Origin of the sequence: Paenibacillus sp. Lou8.1 (genome assembly GCF_024213565.1) — a bacterium.
Classification (GTDB): Bacteria; Bacillota; Bacilli; order Paenibacillales; family Paenibacillaceae; genus Paenibacillus; species Paenibacillus polymyxa_B.
In genome coordinates this window covers 107,276-127,078 of sequence record NZ_JANAVN010000004.1, presented here as the reverse complement: position 1 = coordinate 127,078, position 19,803 = coordinate 107,276, and the positions used below count along the sequence as shown (strand labels likewise).

The window sequence follows — 19,803 nt, the reverse complement described above, 5'->3', positions numbered from 1 at the left end:
AAGTCTTCCTCCTTTATAACAGCCATTATTATAGCATAAAATTACAAAATGAACCCATATGCTAAAAAGCCTGTCTTTTGGTGTCGTTGACTACATAAAAGCAGTGTGTTATAAATAGGTCAAAGTAAATATCGTGAAAAGCAGAGAAAGACTTCAGTAGAAGGCGGATTCACGTTGTACAGAGAGCCGATGGGTGGTGTGAATCGGTAGCGTCCCTCCTTTGAATTACCGTCTGGAGCTGTCTGGATGAATGGAAAGCATTTGCAGATTTGCGAAGCTGCCATAGTAATCCAGTACCGGGTGTAGGCCCGTTATAGGAATGAAGTGAAAGAAATGTCTGTCTTTGACATGCGTTTCTTTAATTAGGGTGGTAACGCGAGCAGCTCCTTCTCGTCCCTTGGGATGAAAGGGGCTTTTTGGTTTGTTTAATATGTTATATTTTGGATGAAAAATAGGAGGTATACAGGATGAAGTGGGAAGAATTGAAGCCGGAGCAACAGGTAGAGGTCGAGCGACAGCTAGAGGTGATACGTCGTGGAGTAGCGGAAATTGTACCTGAGGATGAGCTGAAGCGTAAGGTTATTAAATCGGTCGTTAGCGGCGAGCCACTCAAAATTAAGCTGGGTCTAGATCCGTCTGCGCCCGACATTCACATCGGACATACGGTTGTTATGCACAAACTGCGCCAGTTCCAGGAATTAGGCCATCAAGTGCAACTGATTATCGGAGATTTTACAGGCAGAATTGGTGATCCGACAGGTAAATCGGAAACTCGTAAGCAACTGACTGAGGAAGATGTACAGCGTAATGCACAAACGTACAAGGAACAAATTTTTAAAATTCTCGATCCTGAAAAAACAAAGGTATTCTACAATTCCGAATGGTTAGGGCCAATGTCTTTTGCTGATGTAGTAACCCTGTCGGCCAAAGTAACGGTTGCCCGTATGTTGGAACGGGATGATTTTACAAAAAGGTACCAAAACGGATTGCCGATCAGCATCCATGAGTTCTTTTACCCGCTGATGCAGGGCATGGATTCCGTGGCTCTCCAAAGCGATATTGAATTGGGGGGGACGGATCAGAAGTTTAATCTGCTAATGGGCAGAACCCTGCAAAAAGAATACGGAGTTGAACCGCAGGCTACGATTACATTACCATTGCTTGAAGGGCTGGATGGCGTCCAGAAGATGAGCAAAAGTTTGGGGAACTACATTGGTGTTGATGAGGAGCCGAACGAAATATACGGGAAGTCCATGTCTGTTCCTGACGAGCTGATGCTGAAATATTTTGAGCTTGCAACGGATATCAACAACGAGGAGCTGGCAGAGCTGGCGAAAGGTGTTAAGGACGGCTCAGTGCATCCACGTGATGCCAAAATGAAGCTGGCTGGAACGTTAGTGCGCATGTACCATGGTGAAGAAGCAGAGGAAGCAGCGAAGCAGCATTTTGTGACCGTATTCCAGCAACGTGCACTGCCTGACGATATTGAAGAGTTCACCTTGACGGCTGATCAGTTAGAAGAAGGTGGCATTCGTGTGATCCAGTTGCTGACTCATCTGGGCTTTGCAGCATCTAACGGTGAAGCCAAGCGCAGTATTCAGCAGGGTTCGGTCAAAATTAACGAAGAGAAATGGACCGATGTCAATGAAGCATACATGCCGAAGGAAGGCGACATTGTGCAGGTAGGTAAACGGAAATTTGCTAAAATCAAGCTTGGATAATGAAAATATATTCAAAAGCAGCGCTGAGATTGTATCGATCTCAGCGCTGCTTTTTTATTTCTGCAAAGTGAAAAGTCATGGTAAACTTAGCACAAATAATCAAACATGTAGGTAAAGAGTTATACATAATGAAAACGTGGGTTGCACAATTTGGGTGTAGGATCGATAACCAAAACAATTACAAGTGCGGGGAAGGATTATATGGACTACTTTAAACGAATTCAGTGTGCGATTGAGTTTATTGAATTGAATCTCCGGGAGGATCTAAAAATTGCCGATATTGCTTCACAGGCATGCTTTTCAGCTTTTCATTTCCAGCGGGTTTTTCAGGCCATTTCGGGTTTTACGGTTCAACAATATATAAGAAGGAGAAGATTGTCCGAGGCGGCTGAACAGCTAAAACAATCCAATCAAAAAGTGTTGGACGTTGCTATTGAGTATCAGTACAACTCACAAGAGGCTTTTACCCGCGCTTTTGAAAAGAATTTTGGGATCACCCCTGGGAAGTATCGTAACGGTGATATTGAGCTTCCTGGGCAAAGTAAAATCAATTTTCTGGACTACCAAAAAAATACGATGGGGGATTTGGATGTGAATAAGCCGGTGATATTGCAGCTCGAAACGGTCAAAATTGTAGGATATGAATATAAAACAAACCTGAATAATGAGCAGCACTATAAAGAAATCCCAGGATTTTATGGACACTTTGGAGCAAATGAATATTTTATGTGTATCCCGAACAAAATTGCACCGGGAATGTCATATGGGGTTGCCTGTCGATTTGAAGACAACGGTGCATTTTCATTTGTGGTGGGCGAGGCAGTTGAAAAAGAGTCAAAAGAACTGGCAGAGGGTTTCATATATATTGAGATTCCAGCAGGGAAGTATGCTGAGTTTGACGCTTCGGGTTCAGATGGACGGGTTCAGAATATACGAGACTTTATCTATGGCACATGGCTTCCTAATTCTAATTTTGAACGGAGGGAGGGGCCTGATTTTGAAATTACGGACGTGATGAATTCCTGCTATCCAGATCATTTGAGTATGAAGGTATACATCCCCATTGAATAAAACCCTCAGGCTCGATGCATAGAGAATATAAAAAAGCACCCGAATAAATTCGGGTGCTTTTTGGTGCTAATGCAAGGATTAGCGGTTGTAGAATTCGACGATTTGTTTTTCATCGATATCTTGGGACAATTCGCCACGCTCAGGCAAACGAATGAATTTACCTTCCAGAGCTGCGTCATTGTACTCCAGGTAAGCTGCCAAGTGGTTGCGGTTTTCCAAAGCTTCTTTGATGGAAGACAGGGAACGACTTCTTTCACGAAGACCGATCACGTCGCCAGGGCTTACTTGGTAAGAAGCGATGTCAACTTTTTTACCGTTCACAGTAACGTGACCGTGAGCTACCAATTGACGTGCGCCTGCACGGGAATTAGCAAAGCCAAGACGGAATACAAGGTTGTCCAGACGGCTTTCCAGCAAGAACATAAAGTTTTCACCAGCGATACCGTGCATGTGTTGAGCTTTGTTGAACAGGGTACGGAATTGTTTTTCACCCAAGCCGTACATGTGACGCAGCTTTTGTTTCTCTTGAAGCTGCATACCGTAGTTGCTGATTTTTCTCCGTTGGTTTGCACCATGTTGTCCCGGAGGGAAAGGGCGTTTCAATTCTTTACCTGTGCCGCTCAGAGAAATACCGAGACGACGGCTCAATTTAAATTTAGGACCAGTGTAACGTGCCATTATAGAGTTAACTCCTTCATAATTAAAATTTGAGTTGGGGCTCTCTTTGCGCTCCAATTTGTTCGGCGCTACCTATTAAGGTAAGACGCACTACTGACAGAAAAGTTCAGCCGCTGTCCTGTCAGCAACAAAAAAGATGAGGGTGACACAAACTGTTACGCCCAAAATTTAAGATCCGCACAGTAGATAGTTCTGCCGTACAGTCTTTTTCAATAATATATACTATATGTAAGAGTAGGTCAATGTCAAGAAGAGAAAAAGAATGAAAACGTCAAAATTTGTCGATAGGGCTTTAGAACTAAAAGAGTGGGACGAATTTCTGAAAAATGGATGCAAATTTCTAAAGTTGAGAGTAAAATAGATCATATTATGAGCTATAGTGGTGTATAGCCGCTGTCTTGGTACAGCTAACTTTGCTGTGAAGGAGCGCCTTAATATGTCGGAATTTTCAACAACGGATCAGCAAATGCTTGACAGTAAAACAGTCCAGGCTAGCGGTGCTCCGCTGTTTGATGATAAAGGATATACGTCTTTTGCCTGGCTCCAGAACATGGATATGACACCCTATGATTTCCCCTATATTAATCAGCTTCTTGTCCAAGGATATCGGAGTTGGTTACAGCAGAGCAATGGTATATCCTGGATTAACGAAGAGTATACTGCTGTTTTTAATTTTATAGGTGTTCGTGTTGCTGGTAGGGAAGAAGATGATGACGAGGATTTGGATTTGGTCGAACGTTGTTGCATATCTAGAGAGATGGAAGTGAGCCAGCGCAAACTTCGTGATGGAAGCCTTGCGTTTGTGTATATGGTTCCCATACTATGTCGTAATTATAAGAGGGAGCCCTTTGCCGCTCTTCGTTTTACACGGCCTGCTCAACATTCTGTCTCAAATCAGGACACATTATTAGTAGCTGCTTTACATTTTAAATCCTGCTTTTACTCGAAGTTTGAGTACATATTTATGGAAGATATCCTTGGGATGCAGAATCGAAGCGATCGTGAAGGTAGACGCCGTTCTATTTTATTTCAGATTGTAAAACGGATGCATGACAAAATTGACGTGGAAGGCGTGCTGGATGAGGTATTCGGGAGCATCGCCTATTTGTTTCCCCATGTAGATATCATCTTGTACATGAGTCAGGATCGACACAGTCGCAATCCGCAGGTCAAACCTTTGCTGCTGCATGAACGGGATGAAGATGTATGCGTCCGTGCATTTATGAAAGGGCAAATGGCTGTGAACGAGCCTGTCGGTACACAAGATGAAATAACTGAAATCGCCATCCCATTACGTGGCAAGCAGGGTGTATACGGTGTTTTCCATATGATTCTTCCATCGGGTGCGGATAGTATGAAAAAAGTGGATGTAGAGCTGATTGCCATGATGGCGGATACGGCTGGTACTGCATTTGAAAATGCGAAGCTGCTTGAGCAATCGAATGTACTTATCCATGAATTGCGTCTCATTAATGAACTGGTTCAGCGCTTGAATCAGAGCCTGAAGTTAAATGAAATATTTGAATTTGCCGTGCAGGAGTTATTAAAAATGTTCATGGCGGACTTTTGTTGTATTGTACAGCTTGATCAGGATGGAAACTGTTTTAATGTCATGTCGAGTAATGTGGAAAGCTTAAGACTGGAAAGTTACCCTCTTAAAGATGGATTTGCTGGGCTGATACGCTTAACAGGAGAACCAGTGATTGTGTCGGACTATAGAAAGGATGGAAAGATATCCTCTCATTTTATGGATGCGACAGACTCCCAGTCTTTGATGGCTGTACCTATGAAGACCAGCGATACTCCTAAAGGGGTTATACTATTGTCCAGCAAGCTTCCACACTCTTTCTCTTACGATAATTACAAAATGCTGCAAATGCTAGCCCCTCATATCGGATTGGCGGTAACCAATGCTATGCTGCACGCTGAAGTGCGGCGGTTGGCTAATATGGATATGTTAACAGGTCTGTATGTACGTCACTATGTGGACCAAATCATTCAGCAACATCAGGAAAAGGATTTCTGTGGATCTCTTATTTTGGTAGATATTGATCAATTCAAACAGGTGAATGATACGCATGGGCATCAGACGGGTGACGAAATTTTGAAAAGCGTCAGCAATATCGTTCGTTCGGCGACTCGCGATGAGGATGTATGTGCAAGATGGGGCGGCGAGGAGCTTGCCATTTATTTACCACAGCTGGGGGTTCAGCAGGCGCTCGAATATGCAGAAAAAATACGTTACCGTGTGCAGCATGAAACCGAGCCTCAGGTGACTGTTTCTTGCGGGATTGCTGAATGGAACTGGCTGGATGAGCAGATCAGTATTGAATCTTTATTTTATAGGGCTGATATGGCCTTGTACGAAGCGAAAAATGAAGGACGCAATCGAATAGTTGTTGATCATGTAGCCAATGTGTAGAGAATATTCCATAGGGAATGTTCTCTTTTTGTCTTGCATAACCCATTGCAGACAGGTAATCCTAAACGTAGCTATATCGTGTGTATGATTGAATTATAGGGAAAACACGATAAAGTGAACCAGGTAGCATAACTGCCTTGAAGCAGGCTTATTGCTCATGAGTATAGTTATGTTCAGGATAGGACGGATGATGGATGCATTGGAGAAAGCAATGGGTGATGCAGGTTTGTGTGTTCCTTGTAATAGGTGTGTTAAGTGGTTGTGCACTGGATCGACAATATACTCCTGAGCAGATTTTTAAGAGAGCTGTTGCAGGAATGGCCGGCAAAGAGATGGTAACGTTTACTGGACGGACTGCAATTAGAGCTGACAGTGGTCTGCCGACGAATAAGCAGTTTGAATATCGCGGTAGGCTAAGAAATCACGATGAATTGACCATGCACTGGGGTTCTGCAGTGGCTTTTCGTAAGCAAGGTGGCTACGCAGCTCTGCAACAAGGTAAGTCCGAGCATGATGTTACACAAGAACGTTTTCTTCGTCAGAGTGGAAAATGGGTTGCGCTGACATCCGGTTATCCCCCTCTGGTTGGAAATGGTATGTTAAATCGCTTCAATCCGATTCAGGAGCTTGAGGAATTAAATACACTGAATAAGAGCATTCGTATGGAAACGGGAGCTGCCCGGGGAACTTGGGTGTTGAGGATTGAACCGGAATCAGCTTCGGCAAAGCGCTGGTTGAAAGATCGTTTAATAAAAGAAATGAATACTTTAAACCCTCAAATCGGGATATTAAAAACGCAGCATACAGGAACGAATCGAGAACTACAAAAGAAGTTGAGCCAAATATGGGCACAAAGTTGTGAGGATATGAGCAACCAGCTGGAGCAATCCATTGTGCGTACTGTGTATCATCTGACCATAGATCGTCAAACAGGTTTACCCTTAAAGCTTTCATCGGAATGCAGGATTTCCCGACAAGGAGCGAATGAAGAGCTGCATCAAGAGGCTTTGATAACCAGAGTTACTTTTAAGGACTACAAGTAACGTGGCGGGCATGATACAATGAATTTTGAATTAACCATTGTTCAAAAAGAATGAAATAGAGAAGGAGAGAACTACATGAAAGATCCTAGAATACTTAAGCTGGCAGAAAATCTGGTCGGTTACTCTGTTGAAGTGCAGCCTGGAGAAAATGTATTGATCGAAATGATTGGTACAGAGCGCGACTTGCTTAACGCCATCATTCATGAAGTTGGTAAAAAAGGTGGAAATGTTTTTGTACAACTTACAGACCGTAAGGTACAGAGCGCCATGCTTCGTCACGCGACAAAGGAGATGCTGGAGACCTGGGCTGAGATTGACCTTAACCGGATGAAGCAAATGCACTGCTACATCGGAATACGTGCAGGTGAAAATGTAAATGATCTGTCAGATGTGCCGGAAGATAAAATGAAAATGTATAATTCCATTTATCAGCATGCGGTACATAGCGAACAACGGGTGAAACACACTAAATGGGTAGTGCTGCGTTATCCGAATGACAGCATGGCTCAATTGGCGAATATCAGCACAGAAGCGTTCGAAGATTTTTATTTCGATGTGTGTAATCTGGATTATGCAAAAATGGACAAAGCTCAAGATGCATTGGCAGACCTGATGAATCGGACGGACAAGGTACGGATCAGCGGACCGGGTACGGATTTGAATTTCTCTATTAAGCAAATCGGAGCTATCAAGTGTTCAGGTCAATGCAATATCCCGGATGGCGAAGTATACAGCGCGCCTGTACGTGATTCCGTAAACGGAACTATCAGCTACAATGCACAAACCTTGTATAATGGTATTACTTTTGAAAATGTTAAATTCCGTTTTGAAAATGGTAAGATTGTGGAAGCGACGAGTAACGATACGAAGCGGCTGAATGATATTCTCGATTCTGACGAGGGAGCACGTTATATTGGCGAGTTTGCCATCGGATTTAATCCGCACATTTTACATCCAATGAAGGATATTTTGTTTGACGAGAAAATCGCCGGCAGCTTGCATTTTACACCGGGTCAAGCTTATGAAACAGCGGATAACGGTAATCGTTCATCGATCCACTGGGATTTGGTGTTGATTCAGCGTCCAGAATATGGCGGTGGTGAAATTTATTTTGACGATGTTTTGATTCGTAAAGACGGCATCTTTGTTCTGCCTGAGCTGGAGCCATTAAACCCTGAGAATTTAAAATAACGATATCCGTTCTTGCTGAGAAAGCGATTTCAATGTATTATTATGGGTGAGTAACGATACATGACAATTCAGTAAAGCGAGGGATCTCTATGTCCAATAATAACGCGGCGGTTGTTGAAATTGCACAGACGGCGAGCAAGTTCACCTCTTCCATCGTCCTTCATTCCGAAAATAAGTATATTGATGTGAAAAGTATACTGGGCTTGTTTACGACCCTAGTCAGCAGCCATAGCTATGAACTACACGTTCATGGACCAGATGCGGAGGAAGCTAAGAAAGCGATCATCGAGGTATTCGAGAAGCACGGACTTCATATTTCAGTAGCCAGCTAACTTTATTCTTGAAGCAAAAGCATCCCTACCTGTAACTGTAGGGATGCTTTTTTTGTCAGGTTCTTGTATTAGCCTGCAATTTGGTCTAATATTAAGGATAGGACGTCTTGTGCGACATTGAGACATAGGGGGGAAGAATCCATGACTTCATCTGATTTGCAGGAACAATTGAATATCAAGGCTATTAATCTGCTTCAGGAAGATGCAGATAAAATAAAGAAGCTTATTGAAGTACAGATGGAGAATCTGGCAACCCGTTATTGCCCTCTCTATGAGGAAGTGCTGGATACTCAGATGTACGGATTTTCCAAGGAAGTGGATTTTGCGGTTCGCGCTGGACTTCTTCCAGAAATGGTAGGTAAACAGCTGGTCAGTGAGCTGGAACGCAATCTGGCTATTCTATATGAGGCCATGAATAATAAGGCCAATTAGGAAGACGGTTGAATTGATGAGAGCATGCGGAGTTTGAGAGCATGCTTTTTTTGATGCCTTTTTTTAAAAAAATGTTCCTTTAGGATGGCAAAAGCGCCTCGCCCTTCCACCATCCTAATGCACATTTTAAAACCTTAAAAGCTACACAAGGAAGAAGGATACACCTAACAATACATACACTACCAGTAGCATGAGTCCCTCATACCAGTTGGTTGAGCCGTCCTGGGTGATGGATTTGGCGATAAATACAGCGACAGCAATGGCGACCAGCTCAATAGTGGTGAAAACAATATTCATCGTGTTTCCCATAAAGTAACTGACAAAAATCAGCACAGGGGCAACAAATAGCGCAATTTGCAAACTGCTGCCGACAGCTATTTCGACCGATGCACCGATTTTGTTTTTCATCGCCAGTAAAATAGCAGCGCTATGTTCTGCTGCATTACCAATAATAGCGACGAGGAAGGCACCTACGAACAATTCGCTGAGCCCAAATTGGGTTGTAAACACCTCCAGTGTACCTACCAGCCATTCGCTGACAAAAGCGACCATGACGGTAGCGAGTACCAAATAGGCAATGGATTTGTTTCTGGACCACACAGGGGTATGCTCATGTGGCAATTCTTCATCTTTTTGTTCGGTCACGTCAGCTAAATAGTCCTTATGCGTAATCATAGAAAAAATAAGCCACGCAATATACGCGACAATGAGCGTGCCTGCGACAATCAGGCTGAGCGTATCTGATTCGCTATCTGTGATAACGTGTGTGTTCAGAAAGACAGCTGGAACGAACAAGGCAATAACAGCCACAATCATCAGAGAACCACTTAATCCAGCCAGCGATACATTGAAATTTTGCACTTTGTACTTCAAACCGCCAGCGAACAGACTTGCTCCGAGCACCAGCAGCAGATTACCGATGATGGAACCGGTAAGACTGGCCTTTACCATATCGTAAAGACCTTCTTTAACGAGAAAGATGGCGATGATCAGTTCGGCTGCGTTACCAAAGGTGGCATTTAAGAACCCACCTAGACGTTGGCCAGCATAATGCGCGACACTTTCGGTCGCCCTGCCGAGAAAACCGGCTACGAATACAACAGAAATTGCACAAATGACAAATTGGGCTATAGCATTCCAATGGGTGTAATGAGCGACTGCGCTAAGAGCAAATGTCGCTATGAGCAAAGCGGGAGATAACCATTTTTTCAATGAAGAGCACCTCGATATCAATAGATGTGTACAAGTTTGGCGAAAGCTGTCACTTGTATGGATTTTCTAAATTAATATACCCAAAATGATATAGGTTGTAAACGAAAGTTGTTTTTCATACGTAGGGTTTGCATTTGGAGTGGCTGAGGCTTTACAATACAAATAAAGGATGGATGAAGGGGGACATAGGTCATGGCAGAGCAAATTCAACAACTGGAAGCAGGAAACATCAAGATTTCCAACGATGTCGTAGGTAAAATTGCCGGGATGGCCGCATTAGAGACACCGGGCATTGCTGCAATGTCAGGCGGTTTATCGGAAGGCTGGGCCAAAAGGCTGAGCGGTAAAAATGTACAAAAAGGCGTATCAGTGGAGGTTGGACAGCTGGAAGCTGCCATTGATCTACGTATTATCGTGCTCTACGAAACACCTATTCATGAGGTGTCCCGAATTCTTCAGCAAAATGTGCGAGAAGCCGTCGAAAGTATGACGGGTTTGCGGGTCGTGGAAGTGAACGTAAAAGTGGAAGGTGTCGCGTTCAAGGACGACGCAGTGTAAAAGAATCAGGAACCGACCAATTGACATTTTTAACCAATTGTATACATGTCGGGAAATTCCGTGGGATAACCCGAATAAAAACACGAAACTGGTGGTTATAGAATCGCCAGTTTTCGTTTTGGGAATCAACAGTTTAGCCATTTTTGCAGAGGGCTCTCGTATTTTATACATAACCAAAAGAACTTCCAAAGCCACCGTTGTAAGTGGTCCTTGGAAGTTCTTTTTTTAGCGAAAACGGTTGGTTCTACGAGTTTGAAAGCGATTGGGTACTTCATTACGGACAGCTACCCCTGTGGTGCGTTCCTGCACCGCTTGTTTGGTGTTCTCACGAGAAATACTGAGCATAATGCCCATGGAAAACATCATGACAAGTAGGGAGGAGCCACCAAAGCTGATAAATGGAAGCGTTACGCCAGTGATTGGAATCGTTTGGGTTACACCGCCGATATTAATGAAGGCCTGAATGGCGATCAAACCCATGATGCCGGTGCCTACCAACGTTCCGAACGGATCATGGCAACGAAGAGCAATGATCATGCCTCGCCAAATGAAATACAAATATAGCATCAGGAATATGGCTGTTCCGATAAATCCGAATTCTTCACCGATTACGGAAAAGATAAAATCATTAAATGAATTAGGAAGATAGTGAAGCTTGATAATACCTTTACCAAAGCCTGACCCGTTTAAGCCGCCTTCACCTATAGCTTGCAAGGACTGTACCAGATTGTACCCCGTTCCTTGTCTATATTTCTCAGGATTAAGAAAGGCTTGAAAGCGCCCGATTTTATAATCTTGCTGGGCAGCAGCTTGTCCCTCTGTGGTTCCAGAATCTCCTCCAAATAACGACCCAATACCAAATACGATGGAAGCGCCTAGCACGAGCAGAACAATGGATGCTGTAATATGCTTGACACTGGCTCCCCCGGCATAAATAATCAGACCACTCGTAGCAACCAAAATGAAGCAGGAACCTAAATCAGGTTGAAGCATGATGAGTCCTGCAACACAACCTACAATGACTGTTACAGGTATGTAGCCAGTCCGCAGATCTCTAAAGCGATCACCTTTTTTGACGATGAGTGCGGATAAGTAAAGAATGATGGAAATTTTCGCAAGCTCCGTTGGCTGGAAGCCAACACTACCAAACCTGAGCCAGCTTTTTGCGCCGTTAAGTGAGCCTGTAAAAAGAACGATGATTAGCAGTAATATAGTTATGAAAAATAAAGGTACAAAAAGCTTTTTATATTTTTCCATCTTAATATTCATAGCTACCAACATAATAAAAAGTCCAAGTACAGCAAAAGCAGATTGGCGCTTCACAAAATATAAAGAATCAAAATTATATTCTTTATTCAGCAGAGCTACGCTGGAGCTGGAGCTAAATACCATAATTACACCGAATCCAACCAGTAACAAAGTGAGGATCAGCAATTGGAAATCCGGTGTGCCTCTTCTTCGAGTCTCCGGCTTCGTATTTCTCATATCAGCTTCCCCCGGTATTCGCCACAAGGTATATTCCTCGCAGACGGTTATCATTTTATCGTTTATCCATTTTATCATATTATGTTTGATGGGCTTCTGCAAGCTCCCTGGAGCAACAGATATCGCAACAATTCCATATCTGCTACAATAGGATAAAAATGAAGACTTGAGAGTAGCGGTGCATACGTGGTGACGCTGCATGATTAATCGGGAACTTGCCCGATGCTTTAAAAGGAGAGGTGGAGCAGAATGACACAACATGTGATAGACGAGACCTGGTTTGATCGTTTGCAAGAAAACATGGTGGAATGGCGTAGACATTTACATAAGAATCCCGAAATTTCCTTTCAAGAAAGCAAAACCGCAGCTTTTGTAGCGGATAAGTTGGAGAGTTGGGGAATCGAGATTCGCCGTCAGGTAGGGGGACACGGTGTTGTAGGTACCATTCGTGGTGCTAAACCGGGGCCTGTCGTCTTACTGCGTGCCGATATGGATGCTCTTCCGATTCAGGATGAAAAGGAATGTGAATATCGCTCCAGCGTGGACGGAGCCATGCATGCTTGCGGCCATGACGGACATACATCCGCGTTGCTTGGAACGGCTTACTATTTTAGTCTGAACCGGGACGAGCTGCAAGGAGAAATTCGGTTGTTGTTCCAACCTGCGGAGGAATTGCTGCCTGGCGGAGCGGTCAGTGTGATAAAGGATGGTGTATTGGAAGGTGTGGATGTCATTTATGGCATCCATTTATGGACACCTTTTCCGGTCGGGACGGCCGCGAGTTGCGCAGGGCCGCTGATGGCGGCGGCAGACGATTTTTATATTGAAATCACAGGTAAGGGTGGGCATGGTGGCATGCCTCAGTCCACTAATGATAGTGTGGTGGCGGGTTCAGCTCTTGTTATGCAACTGCAAAGTATCGTAAGCCGTTCAGTCGACCCTTTGCGACCTGCCGTGCTGACGGTGGGAACCATCCAAGGGGGCTCTGCGCAAAATGTGATCGCAGAAACGTGTCGCTTGAGTGGGACGATTCGTACGTTTGATGAGGAGACACGAACGGTAATGAAGGAGCGACTGCATGAGGTGACAGAGCTTACAGCCGCAACATACGGTACAACAGCACAGGTTCGTTATATTATGGGATACCCACCAGTTGTCAATGACGCACATGAAGCATCTCGTTTCTTTAATGAAGCAAAATCTGTTTTTGGCGAGGAGAATGTACAGGAAGCGTCGAAACTGATGCCTGCTGAAGATTTTGCGTATTATTTGGAACGTGTGCCAGGTTGCTTCATGTTCGTAGGAGCGGGTAACCCAGTTAAAGGAGCAGTTTATCCACACCATCATCCGAAATTTGATTTTGATGAGGATGCTATGATTAACGCGGTTCGTTTGTTTATTGCGATGTCTACGGGATACGCTGCGGAACGAAAAGCAGGGGCAATTAAGGGCTAAAATGAGTTGAATTGGGAACGGTTCAATCTGGAGTATGAGCTGAATGAAATGGGGTACCCTACTCTTGAAAAGGAGGGAGTACCCATGAAAAAAGTTCAGGAAGTTATGACTAAAAAATGCGTAACGGTTACCCCGCAGGACAATATTTATGAAATTGCGGTCAAAATGAAGGACAATGATACTGGTTTTATTCCGGTTGTGGAAAGCGAAGGCAGTGATAAGTTGATCGGTGTAGTAACGGACCGTGATCTTGTCGTTCGCGGCTATGCGGCTAAAAATTCAGGTTCGGGTTCGGTTGATACGGTTATGACGACAGGTATTCGTACAGCTAGTGCGGACATGTCGGTGGATCAAGCAGCTGAGCTGATGGCAGAGCAGCAAATCCGTCGTTTGCCCGTGACGGAAGGTGACCGTCTGATCGGGATTGTCTCGATCGGGGATTTGGCTGTTCGTAATATTTTTGCAGACAACGCTGGAGAGGCGCTTAGTCATATTTCCGAGCAGGTCCACTAGAAGAATAATTAAGGTAGGCATTGGTTTGGGGAGGTCTTTACCCCGAGCTTCTAATCAGGAGTTCAACCCGAATATGGGTTGAACTCCTTGCTGTTCTGGTTGATATGCGAATAAACGGATAAGCTATTTATTATATAACTTTAAAATGATGTATGGTTAGATTATCAGGAGGTAGTTATGAATCCAGAACATCCTTGTATTGTACAACGTGATTTTACCGTTCTGCTGGAAATGGGCTTGCCCGGTTCAGAATGGGCTCGTTCACAGTTGCAGATTTATGCGGAGCTGGTTAAAAGCCCGTCCGCTTTTCATACATATCACCTCACCCCACTGTCTTTGTGGAACGCAGCTGCCCTCGGATGGAGTGCTGAGGACATTCAAAATAGTTTGAACTCCATGTCCCGTTGGGATATTCCACGTGATTTGTTGAAGGATATTGAACAGCTCGTTTCTCGTTATGGGACGTTGACGCTTTCAAGGGAGGGTACGGAAGAAGAGCGAACTTATAGCACAGATACGATTGGCGCATACCGTGCTGAACATGAGCCAGACGGAGGTATAAAGACAGGGAAAGCCAACAGCTATACAATAGGTGATCGCTTGATCTTGGGAGCAGAGACCCCCGCTTTACTGGATGAGCTACTGACCAAGCAAGAGCTAAAACAGCTTGGTTTACTTCGCGTTGACGAGGTAAGCACATCGGTCCCGCCCGAAAATCGGGGCTTGCTCAAGCAGGAATTAACGCGCTTGGGATATCCCGTTGTGGATACGGCAGGCTATCTTGAAGGGAATCAGCTTAGTTTTACCTTGGGAAAGGGACAAACGAAGTTGCAGCTTCGTGATTATCAAGTAAAGGCCGCTGATGCGTTTGAAGGGGCGGACGGCTTAGGGGGTAGTGGTGTACTGGTGCTTCCATGCGGAGCCGGAAAAACAGTGATAGGTATGGCCGTAATGAATCGGTTTCAGTGCGAGGTGCTTATTCTAACATCCAATACCACTTCTGTACGGCAATGGGTAGAAGAGTTAAAGCAAAAGACGGATATTCCTGCCGATTCCATCGGGGAGTATAGTGGTCAGAAAAAAGAGGTGCGTCCGATTACGGTGGCAACTTACCAGATTTTGACACACCGTCGTACCAAAGATGGGGATTTTGAGCATATGAAACTGCTGAGTGAGCGGAAGTGGGGACTCATTATATATGATGAGGTTCATTTGCTACCCGCGCCAGTATTCCGGGCGACGGCTGACATTCAGGCTACCCGTCGTTTGGGGTTAACGGCCACGCTGGTTCGAGAGGATGGTTGTGAACGGGATGTGTTCTCTTTAATTGGACCCAAACGATACGATATGCCGTGGAAGGAGCTGGAGCGACAGGGCTGGATCGCTCAGGTCGATTGTGTGGAGCTACGGCTTCCAATGACAGCTGAACTCTTGGAGCGCAGTATGCGTGCGGAGGGCAGACAGCAGTACCGAATTGCAGCCGAAAATCCGGTCAAACTGGAGGCGGTGCGTAGCCTGATGCAGCAGCACAGCGGTTTGCCCACGCTTATTATTGGTCAATATTTGGACCAATTGCGTATATTGGCTCAGGAGCTGGGCGTCCCACTGATTACGGGTTCAATGAGCCAGACCGAGCGGGTGCGTTGGTTCGATGCGTTCCGCAAGGGTACAATTCGGACCCTATTGGTGTCCAAGGTTGCAAACTTTGCGGTGGATTTGCCAGATGCGGCAGTAGCCATAGAGGTATCGGGTAGCTTTGGCTCTCGCCAGGAAGAAGCGCAGCGACTGGGCCGTATTCTGCGACCAAAGTCGGGCGAGAATAAAGCTTATTTTTATGCGCTAGTGACGGAGAATAGCAAGGAGACGGATTTTGCAGCTCGTCGTCAGCTGTTTCTGATCGAGCAAGGCTATGAATATGCGGTTCGCAGATTTAGTGTGACAGAGGCTAACAGAGGCCGGAATGCTAAGCCTGATCGTGGGAAGAAAAAGGAGGCCTAATCAAGAATGGGCGTAACGAACACGCAAGACAGCTGGAATGAGCTTTCATCGGATGAGCTACTGGTGCTTAGACGATGCTTTATCTGGTACGCGGGACAGCCCATGAAGGAAGAAGAACCTATACAGCTTACCCGGGGAGTGTTAAGCGGAGTCGAAACGAAACTGGCACTACGTGGATTACGCGCCCGAGGCTGGCTGGAGGCTGTTACCAAATCGTGGGGCGAACGAATTTTATATATTCCGGTTCATCGGCTACCGGATCTGTACGATATGTTGTTAGAGCAAAATCCAATGAACATGATGCATTCGTCGGATCATCCGATAACGGTACATGAATCAATGACAGGCCTGGAGTCGGAATTACTGCATGCGTTGTCACGTATTGCGGTACAAGGTGTCCCTTTGACGGCCAAAGGAACCATACATAAGCGATCATTGCAAAAATTGAATGAACTGACCCCCTTTCGCCCAGATGACCTGATGGGTCTTGGGTTGCATTATGCGCATGCAGAGCTGTATCCAGTGCAAACGGTGGTAATGATGGATTTGCTACTCAGTTTGGGGCTGTTAGTGAAAGAAACGGTGTCTTTTCGCATTCAGGAAACGGAACTGGCGACTTGGATTCGTTTGTCTGCTTGGCAAATGCGCAAGCATATTTTTGCTACACTCATGGAAAGATACGGCAAGGCCGAAGCGTCTATGCAGCATTTTCGCTATATGCTGTGTGCCGTCTCCCAGTATGTAGGAACAGAAGGGTGGATATCTATTAAGTTTCTGCTGCAATGGATGCTTCAGGTAGGCCTAATCCAGCATGAGAGTACGAGCAGAGCTGATTCCAAGAATGGTGCCCTTTTAGACCTTGTTCCTATAATCTCAAATCCGGAAGGGTTTGCGGGAGAAACGGGTTCTGATTTTAATTTCAATGAACCTTTCATGGAGGAATTGAAGGGTTGGCTGAAGGCTCTGACTGCTTTTGGAATGGGTGATTGGGGCCAGACTGTAACGGGCGAACTGTGTTTTCGCTGGAATGTATCTGTAATAGAAATGCTTCGTCCCAATAATTACGAGGATACACATCAAGAGCAAGGTACTTTTTATGTACAACCTGATTTTGAAATATTGGTTCCACCAGATGTGGCATATGATGTGCGCTGGCGACTGGAATGCTGCTGTGAACGTGTGACAGGAGATCGTATGGTAGTATACCGGCTCACCAGAGAAAGTGTTACAGAGGCAATCGAGTTAGGGATGGAAGCCAAAGCAATTCCTGCTCTTCTGGATAAATACAGCCGAACAGGTGTGCCTGATCATGTACGTATGACGGTAGAACAGTGGGCAGGTGATGTCGGACGGACCGCTTTTGCAACGGTAACACTTTTGCGATGTGGCACACGGGAGGATGCAGACATAGTTGCACGCCATCCCGCGCTGGAAGGATTACTGGAACGGCTGGGCGATAGGGACTTTATTATTCCGGCAAGCTCTGCTGTCAAAATACGAAAAACGCTTGCTGCAATTGGATTAGGCCCACGTCGTGAACCGGAAGGTGTGGACGAGCCAACTCATCATTATCCATTGATTTCGGAAACAGAGAATTCAGGCAGTCCCAACAGTGAAATGGAGTCCGACCCGATTCAGGCCCGTCCTATCTTTTCCCAAGAGGGAAGAGCAGGTTTGGTTTATACAGGGCGCACGCTGCATTTTTACGAACAAGAGCACATGTTGCCTGATCCGTCTGACTATTTTCCAGAAAGATCTACAGTCCCCTCCTCATGGACAAAAGAATGGAGGAGTTACCATACTTCCACTGCCCGGCAGTTGATCGAGCAAGCGATCCGTTGGCAGGCCGCTGTGGGATTGCGAATCGGTGGGAAAGAGGTTAAATGGATACCGGAGGCGGTGGTTCCCGGTGCGCCATGGAGTGTCACAGGCTGGTACGCCTCAGGAATGGATGACGAAACACCTTCTCAAGCGAGCTTACAGCCAAGTGAATGGTCAGACATGCGGCTACTGGTTCCTTTTACATAGTAGAGCCAGGAAGTGCATGAAACTCCTTCTTCTCAAAAGAAGGATGTGGTATGATAAATGAGTCTACTTTTACTGGGTAGAACTTTATATAAAGTGAGATGAACATTCATGAGCGTAGCCGAATTGAATACGGTCAATATGGCAGAAGTGCTTATTAACGCCTATGAATTGGGCGATATGGTCAACCGATCCTTTGAGGTATCGGATTATTTATATTGGAAACAGCGTGTGGAATTGAATCCGTCTATTCAGGCGTGTGTACGCAAGCTGGATGCCAAAAAGGAGCTATTCGCGGAAACGGAGCGTTTTGGGCATTTTCATCCGAACTATCATGAAGCGAAGGATGCAGTGCAGGTCGTTGAGCTGGAACTGGAACAATTCGTGGAGGTTAAGGAGTTCAAACGAGCCGAAAAGGCGCTGGATGATATGCTTCATGCCATGTCTGAAACGATTGCATATTCCGTGTCCGAGACCATTAAGGTGCCGAGCAATGATCCGAATGTGAAAAAGGGCGGATGTGGCAGCGGAGGGAAATGCTCCTGTGGATAGGTCATAGGAATGATACCGAGTGGAGGGGAGATGAAGCGAATGTTTGCCGAGCGGACAGGGTACATCATTTGGGTAAGCGATATCAAGGCTGCCCGCAATCTGGAGAAATACGGAAATGTCCACTTTATTTCAAAGCGTATGCATTATGTAGTTATATATATGAATGCGGATCGGGCAGAAGACACCGTTAAAAATATTCGTAGACTTTCCTATGTGCGTAAGGTCGAGCGTTCTTTTCGAAATGAGATTAGGACGGAGTACAACGACGATAAGGAAAAGATGAAAGAATATGAAATATAAGTTTCTAATATCTATAAATTGTAAAATATTCTTAAAAGGTCAGCCTACGGGCTGGCTTTTTTTTGTAAAGTCAGGACTTTTGCATAATGGTCTTAATGCTGTTAGACCTAAAAAATCTTTAAAAACCGCCCATAAACTTCAATTTTGTAACTTGTAGTCCCGGGTCTGTTGAGGTAACATATGAATATATTGGTAGATATAAAGACCTATCTGGTGGGGAGAGTGATCCCGTGCGTGACAAAGCAATGCAGCGATGGAGTACATACGAACCGTTCTACGTGGAGATGGGCGATAAAAAAGTCGCCGATATCGTGATTACAAATCATGCGAAAACTCGCTACTTAGATCGAATAGAGCAGAAACAGTCCGAGACGAATCATATCGCCGCCTGGCTTTGGGAATGCCTGAAGCAAAACAGGATGGAGTCCTACTATCATAACGAAGAGGATGTATATTTAATTGATGGTGATCTGGTCGTCGTGGCCGAATTTGGAGAGTTGCCCGGCGAGATGGATATTGCGGGGAATCCGCTTCACAAGATGATTGTCATTACCTTTTTGGGTCGAATGTCGGAGACCATTGAATTAAGGGATTTGAAGTCATACTATTCATGGCTACGCCATTCGCGACGCATGACACTGATGAAAAGCACTCGTAAGCAAAAATAGACGGTGATTGGGCGGTCGGCTCTAGATGAAAAAATCTCCGAATTTATGATTACCGTCAATTTTGAGTAGAAAGTATGCAGTTATCAGCTGCATGCTTTTTTTATTTCCAGCAATAAAACTCCCCCAATTCAGTAAGTTTACTTGGAA

Annotated in this window: 18 protein-coding genes and 1 other annotated feature; of the genes, 15 read left to right on the top strand and 3 right to left on the bottom strand. The window is 45.0% G+C overall.

Going from position 1 to position 19,803, the window contains the following annotated elements; translation table 11 throughout:
• Positions 1 to 134 precede the first annotated feature (134 nt).
• Positions 135 to 401, top strand: a binding site (T-box leader).
• Between the two features lie 66 nt (positions 402 to 467).
• Entirely contained in the window at positions 468 to 1,721 is a 1,254-nt protein-coding gene (gene tyrS / locus NLX78_RS07145) for a tyrosine--tRNA ligase (RefSeq protein ID WP_069289895.1), read from the top strand.
• Between the two features lie 201 nt (positions 1,722 to 1,922).
• A complete protein-coding gene (locus NLX78_RS07140) occupies positions 1,923 to 2,792 on the top strand; it encodes an AraC family transcriptional regulator (RefSeq protein ID WP_254349993.1) in 870 nt (289 codons plus the stop codon).
• Between the two features lie 78 nt (positions 2,793 to 2,870).
• Here NLX78_RS07140 and rpsD read toward each other — a convergent pair whose 3' ends face one another.
• Positions 2,871 to 3,470 (bottom strand): 30S ribosomal protein S4, encoded by a 600-nt coding sequence (gene rpsD / locus NLX78_RS07135; RefSeq protein ID WP_061829003.1) that lies wholly within the window; start codon positions 3,468 to 3,470, stop codon positions 2,871 to 2,873.
• 436 nt (positions 3,471 to 3,906) lie between these two features.
• Here rpsD and NLX78_RS07130 point away from each other — a divergent pair, with 436 nt between their 5' ends.
• The 5 genes from NLX78_RS07130 to NLX78_RS07110 all read left to right on the top strand — a co-directional run bounded on the left by NLX78_RS07130 (position 3,907) and on the right by NLX78_RS07110 (position 8,890).
• Positions 3,907 to 5,892, top strand: a complete 1,986-nt coding sequence (locus NLX78_RS07130; RefSeq protein WP_254349992.1) for a sensor domain-containing diguanylate cyclase — start codon at positions 3,907 to 3,909, stop codon at positions 5,890 to 5,892.
• 218 nt (positions 5,893 to 6,110) lie between these two features.
• Positions 6,111 to 6,935, top strand: coding sequence for a hypothetical protein (locus NLX78_RS07125; RefSeq protein ID WP_165177530.1), 825 nt, complete (start codon positions 6,111 to 6,113; stop codon positions 6,933 to 6,935).
• 75 nt (positions 6,936 to 7,010) lie between these two features.
• Positions 7,011 to 8,126 carry an aminopeptidase gene (locus NLX78_RS07120; protein WP_013310916.1) on the top strand — a complete coding sequence of 372 codons (1,116 nt, stop codon included), beginning with the start codon at positions 7,011 to 7,013 and terminating at the stop codon, positions 8,124 to 8,126.
• Positions 8,127 to 8,215: 89 nt separating this feature from the next.
• The gene (locus tag NLX78_RS07115; protein WP_013310915.1) at positions 8,216 to 8,458 is read left to right on the top strand and encodes an HPr family phosphocarrier protein; all 243 of its coding nucleotides are present in this window, start codon (positions 8,216 to 8,218) and stop codon (positions 8,456 to 8,458) included.
• A gap of 141 nt (positions 8,459 to 8,599) precedes the next feature.
• A complete protein-coding gene (locus NLX78_RS07110) occupies positions 8,600 to 8,890 on the top strand; it encodes an Fpa/YlaN family protein (protein ID WP_007431028.1) in 291 nt (96 codons plus the stop codon).
• Between the two features lie 141 nt (positions 8,891 to 9,031).
• On the opposite strand, the gene cax is transcribed toward NLX78_RS07110, so the two are convergent.
• Positions 9,032 to 10,102, bottom strand: a complete 1,071-nt coding sequence (gene cax, locus NLX78_RS07105; RefSeq protein ID WP_254349991.1) for a calcium/proton exchanger — start codon at positions 10,100 to 10,102, stop codon at positions 9,032 to 9,034.
• Positions 10,103 to 10,294: 192 nt separating this feature from the next.
• Here cax and NLX78_RS07100 point away from each other — a divergent pair, with 192 nt between their 5' ends.
• Positions 10,295 to 10,660, top strand: a complete 366-nt coding sequence (locus NLX78_RS07100) for an Asp23/Gls24 family envelope stress response protein (protein WP_013310912.1) — start codon at positions 10,295 to 10,297, stop codon at positions 10,658 to 10,660.
• 225 nt (positions 10,661 to 10,885) lie between these two features.
• On the opposite strand, the gene ftsW is transcribed toward NLX78_RS07100, so the two are convergent.
• Positions 10,886 to 12,145, bottom strand: a complete 1,260-nt coding sequence (gene ftsW, locus NLX78_RS07095; RefSeq protein ID WP_250261026.1) for a putative lipid II flippase FtsW — start codon at positions 12,143 to 12,145, stop codon at positions 10,886 to 10,888.
• A gap of 249 nt (positions 12,146 to 12,394) precedes the next feature.
• On the opposite strand from ftsW, the gene NLX78_RS07090 reads away from it, so the two are divergent.
• The 7 genes from NLX78_RS07090 to NLX78_RS07060 all read left to right on the top strand — a co-directional run bounded on the left by NLX78_RS07090 (position 12,395) and on the right by NLX78_RS07060 (position 19,656).
• Complete coding sequence (locus tag NLX78_RS07090; protein WP_254349990.1) at positions 12,395 to 13,600, top strand: M20 metallopeptidase family protein; 1,206 nt, start codon at positions 12,395 to 12,397, stop codon at positions 13,598 to 13,600.
• A gap of 84 nt (positions 13,601 to 13,684) precedes the next feature.
• A complete protein-coding gene (locus tag NLX78_RS07085; protein ID WP_023989320.1) occupies positions 13,685 to 14,113 on the top strand; it encodes a CBS domain-containing protein in 429 nt (142 codons plus the stop codon).
• A 177-nt stretch (positions 14,114 to 14,290) separates the two neighbouring features.
• Positions 14,291 to 16,111 carry a DNA repair helicase XPB gene (locus tag NLX78_RS07080; RefSeq protein WP_254349989.1) on the top strand — a complete coding sequence of 607 codons (1,821 nt, stop codon included), beginning with the start codon at positions 14,291 to 14,293 and terminating at the stop codon, positions 16,109 to 16,111.
• A gap of 6 nt (positions 16,112 to 16,117) precedes the next feature.
• On the top strand, positions 16,118 to 18,139 hold the full coding sequence (locus NLX78_RS07075) for a helicase-associated domain-containing protein (protein WP_254349988.1): 2,022 nt from the start codon (positions 16,118 to 16,120) through the stop codon (positions 18,137 to 18,139).
• A gap of 108 nt (positions 18,140 to 18,247) precedes the next feature.
• Complete coding sequence (locus NLX78_RS07070; RefSeq protein ID WP_061829012.1) at positions 18,248 to 18,688, top strand: YlbF/YmcA family competence regulator; 441 nt, start codon at positions 18,248 to 18,250, stop codon at positions 18,686 to 18,688.
• A gap of 39 nt (positions 18,689 to 18,727) precedes the next feature.
• Entirely contained in the window at positions 18,728 to 18,988 is a 261-nt protein-coding gene (locus tag NLX78_RS07065) for a YlbG family protein (protein WP_023989316.1), read from the top strand.
• Positions 18,989 to 19,218: 230 nt separating this feature from the next.
• A complete protein-coding gene (locus NLX78_RS07060) occupies positions 19,219 to 19,656 on the top strand; it encodes a hypothetical protein (protein WP_023989315.1) in 438 nt (145 codons plus the stop codon).
• The last annotated feature ends 147 nt before the right edge of the window (positions 19,657 to 19,803 follow it).

Bases quoted from the DNA above. Each gene is read 5' to 3' on its own strand.
- NLX78_RS07100 (WP_013310912.1), top strand. From the start codon at position 10,295: ATGGCAGAGCAAATTCAACAACTGGAAGCAGGAAACATCAAGATTTCC.
- ftsW (WP_250261026.1), bottom strand. From the start codon at position 12,145: ATGAGAAATACGAAGCCGGAGACTCGAAGAAGAGGCACACCGGATTTC.
- NLX78_RS07085 (WP_023989320.1), top strand. From the start codon at position 13,685: ATGAAAAAAGTTCAGGAAGTTATGACTAAAAAATGCGTAACGGTTACC.
- NLX78_RS07140 (WP_254349993.1), top strand. From the start codon at position 1,923: ATGGACTACTTTAAACGAATTCAGTGTGCGATTGAGTTTATTGAATTG.
- NLX78_RS07115 (WP_013310915.1), top strand. From the start codon at position 8,216: ATGTCCAATAATAACGCGGCGGTTGTTGAAATTGCACAGACGGCGAGC.
- NLX78_RS07090 (WP_254349990.1), top strand. From the start codon at position 12,395: ATGACACAACATGTGATAGACGAGACCTGGTTTGATCGTTTGCAAGAA.
- NLX78_RS07070 (WP_061829012.1), top strand. From the start codon at position 18,248: ATGAGCGTAGCCGAATTGAATACGGTCAATATGGCAGAAGTGCTTATT.
- NLX78_RS07125 (WP_165177530.1), top strand. From the start codon at position 6,111: ATGCAGGTTTGTGTGTTCCTTGTAATAGGTGTGTTAAGTGGTTGTGCA.
- NLX78_RS07065 (WP_023989316.1), top strand. From the start codon at position 18,728: ATGTTTGCCGAGCGGACAGGGTACATCATTTGGGTAAGCGATATCAAG.
- NLX78_RS07110 (WP_007431028.1), top strand. From the start codon at position 8,600: ATGACTTCATCTGATTTGCAGGAACAATTGAATATCAAGGCTATTAAT.
- NLX78_RS07075 (WP_254349988.1), top strand. From the start codon at position 16,118: ATGGGCGTAACGAACACGCAAGACAGCTGGAATGAGCTTTCATCGGAT.
- NLX78_RS07130 (WP_254349992.1), top strand. From the start codon at position 3,907: ATGTCGGAATTTTCAACAACGGATCAGCAAATGCTTGACAGTAAAACA.
- tyrS (WP_069289895.1), top strand. From the start codon at position 468: ATGAAGTGGGAAGAATTGAAGCCGGAGCAACAGGTAGAGGTCGAGCGA.
- NLX78_RS07080 (WP_254349989.1), top strand. From the start codon at position 14,291: ATGAATCCAGAACATCCTTGTATTGTACAACGTGATTTTACCGTTCTG.
- rpsD (WP_061829003.1), bottom strand. From the start codon at position 3,470: ATGGCACGTTACACTGGTCCTAAATTTAAATTGAGCCGTCGTCTCGGT.
- NLX78_RS07120 (WP_013310916.1), top strand. From the start codon at position 7,011: ATGAAAGATCCTAGAATACTTAAGCTGGCAGAAAATCTGGTCGGTTAC.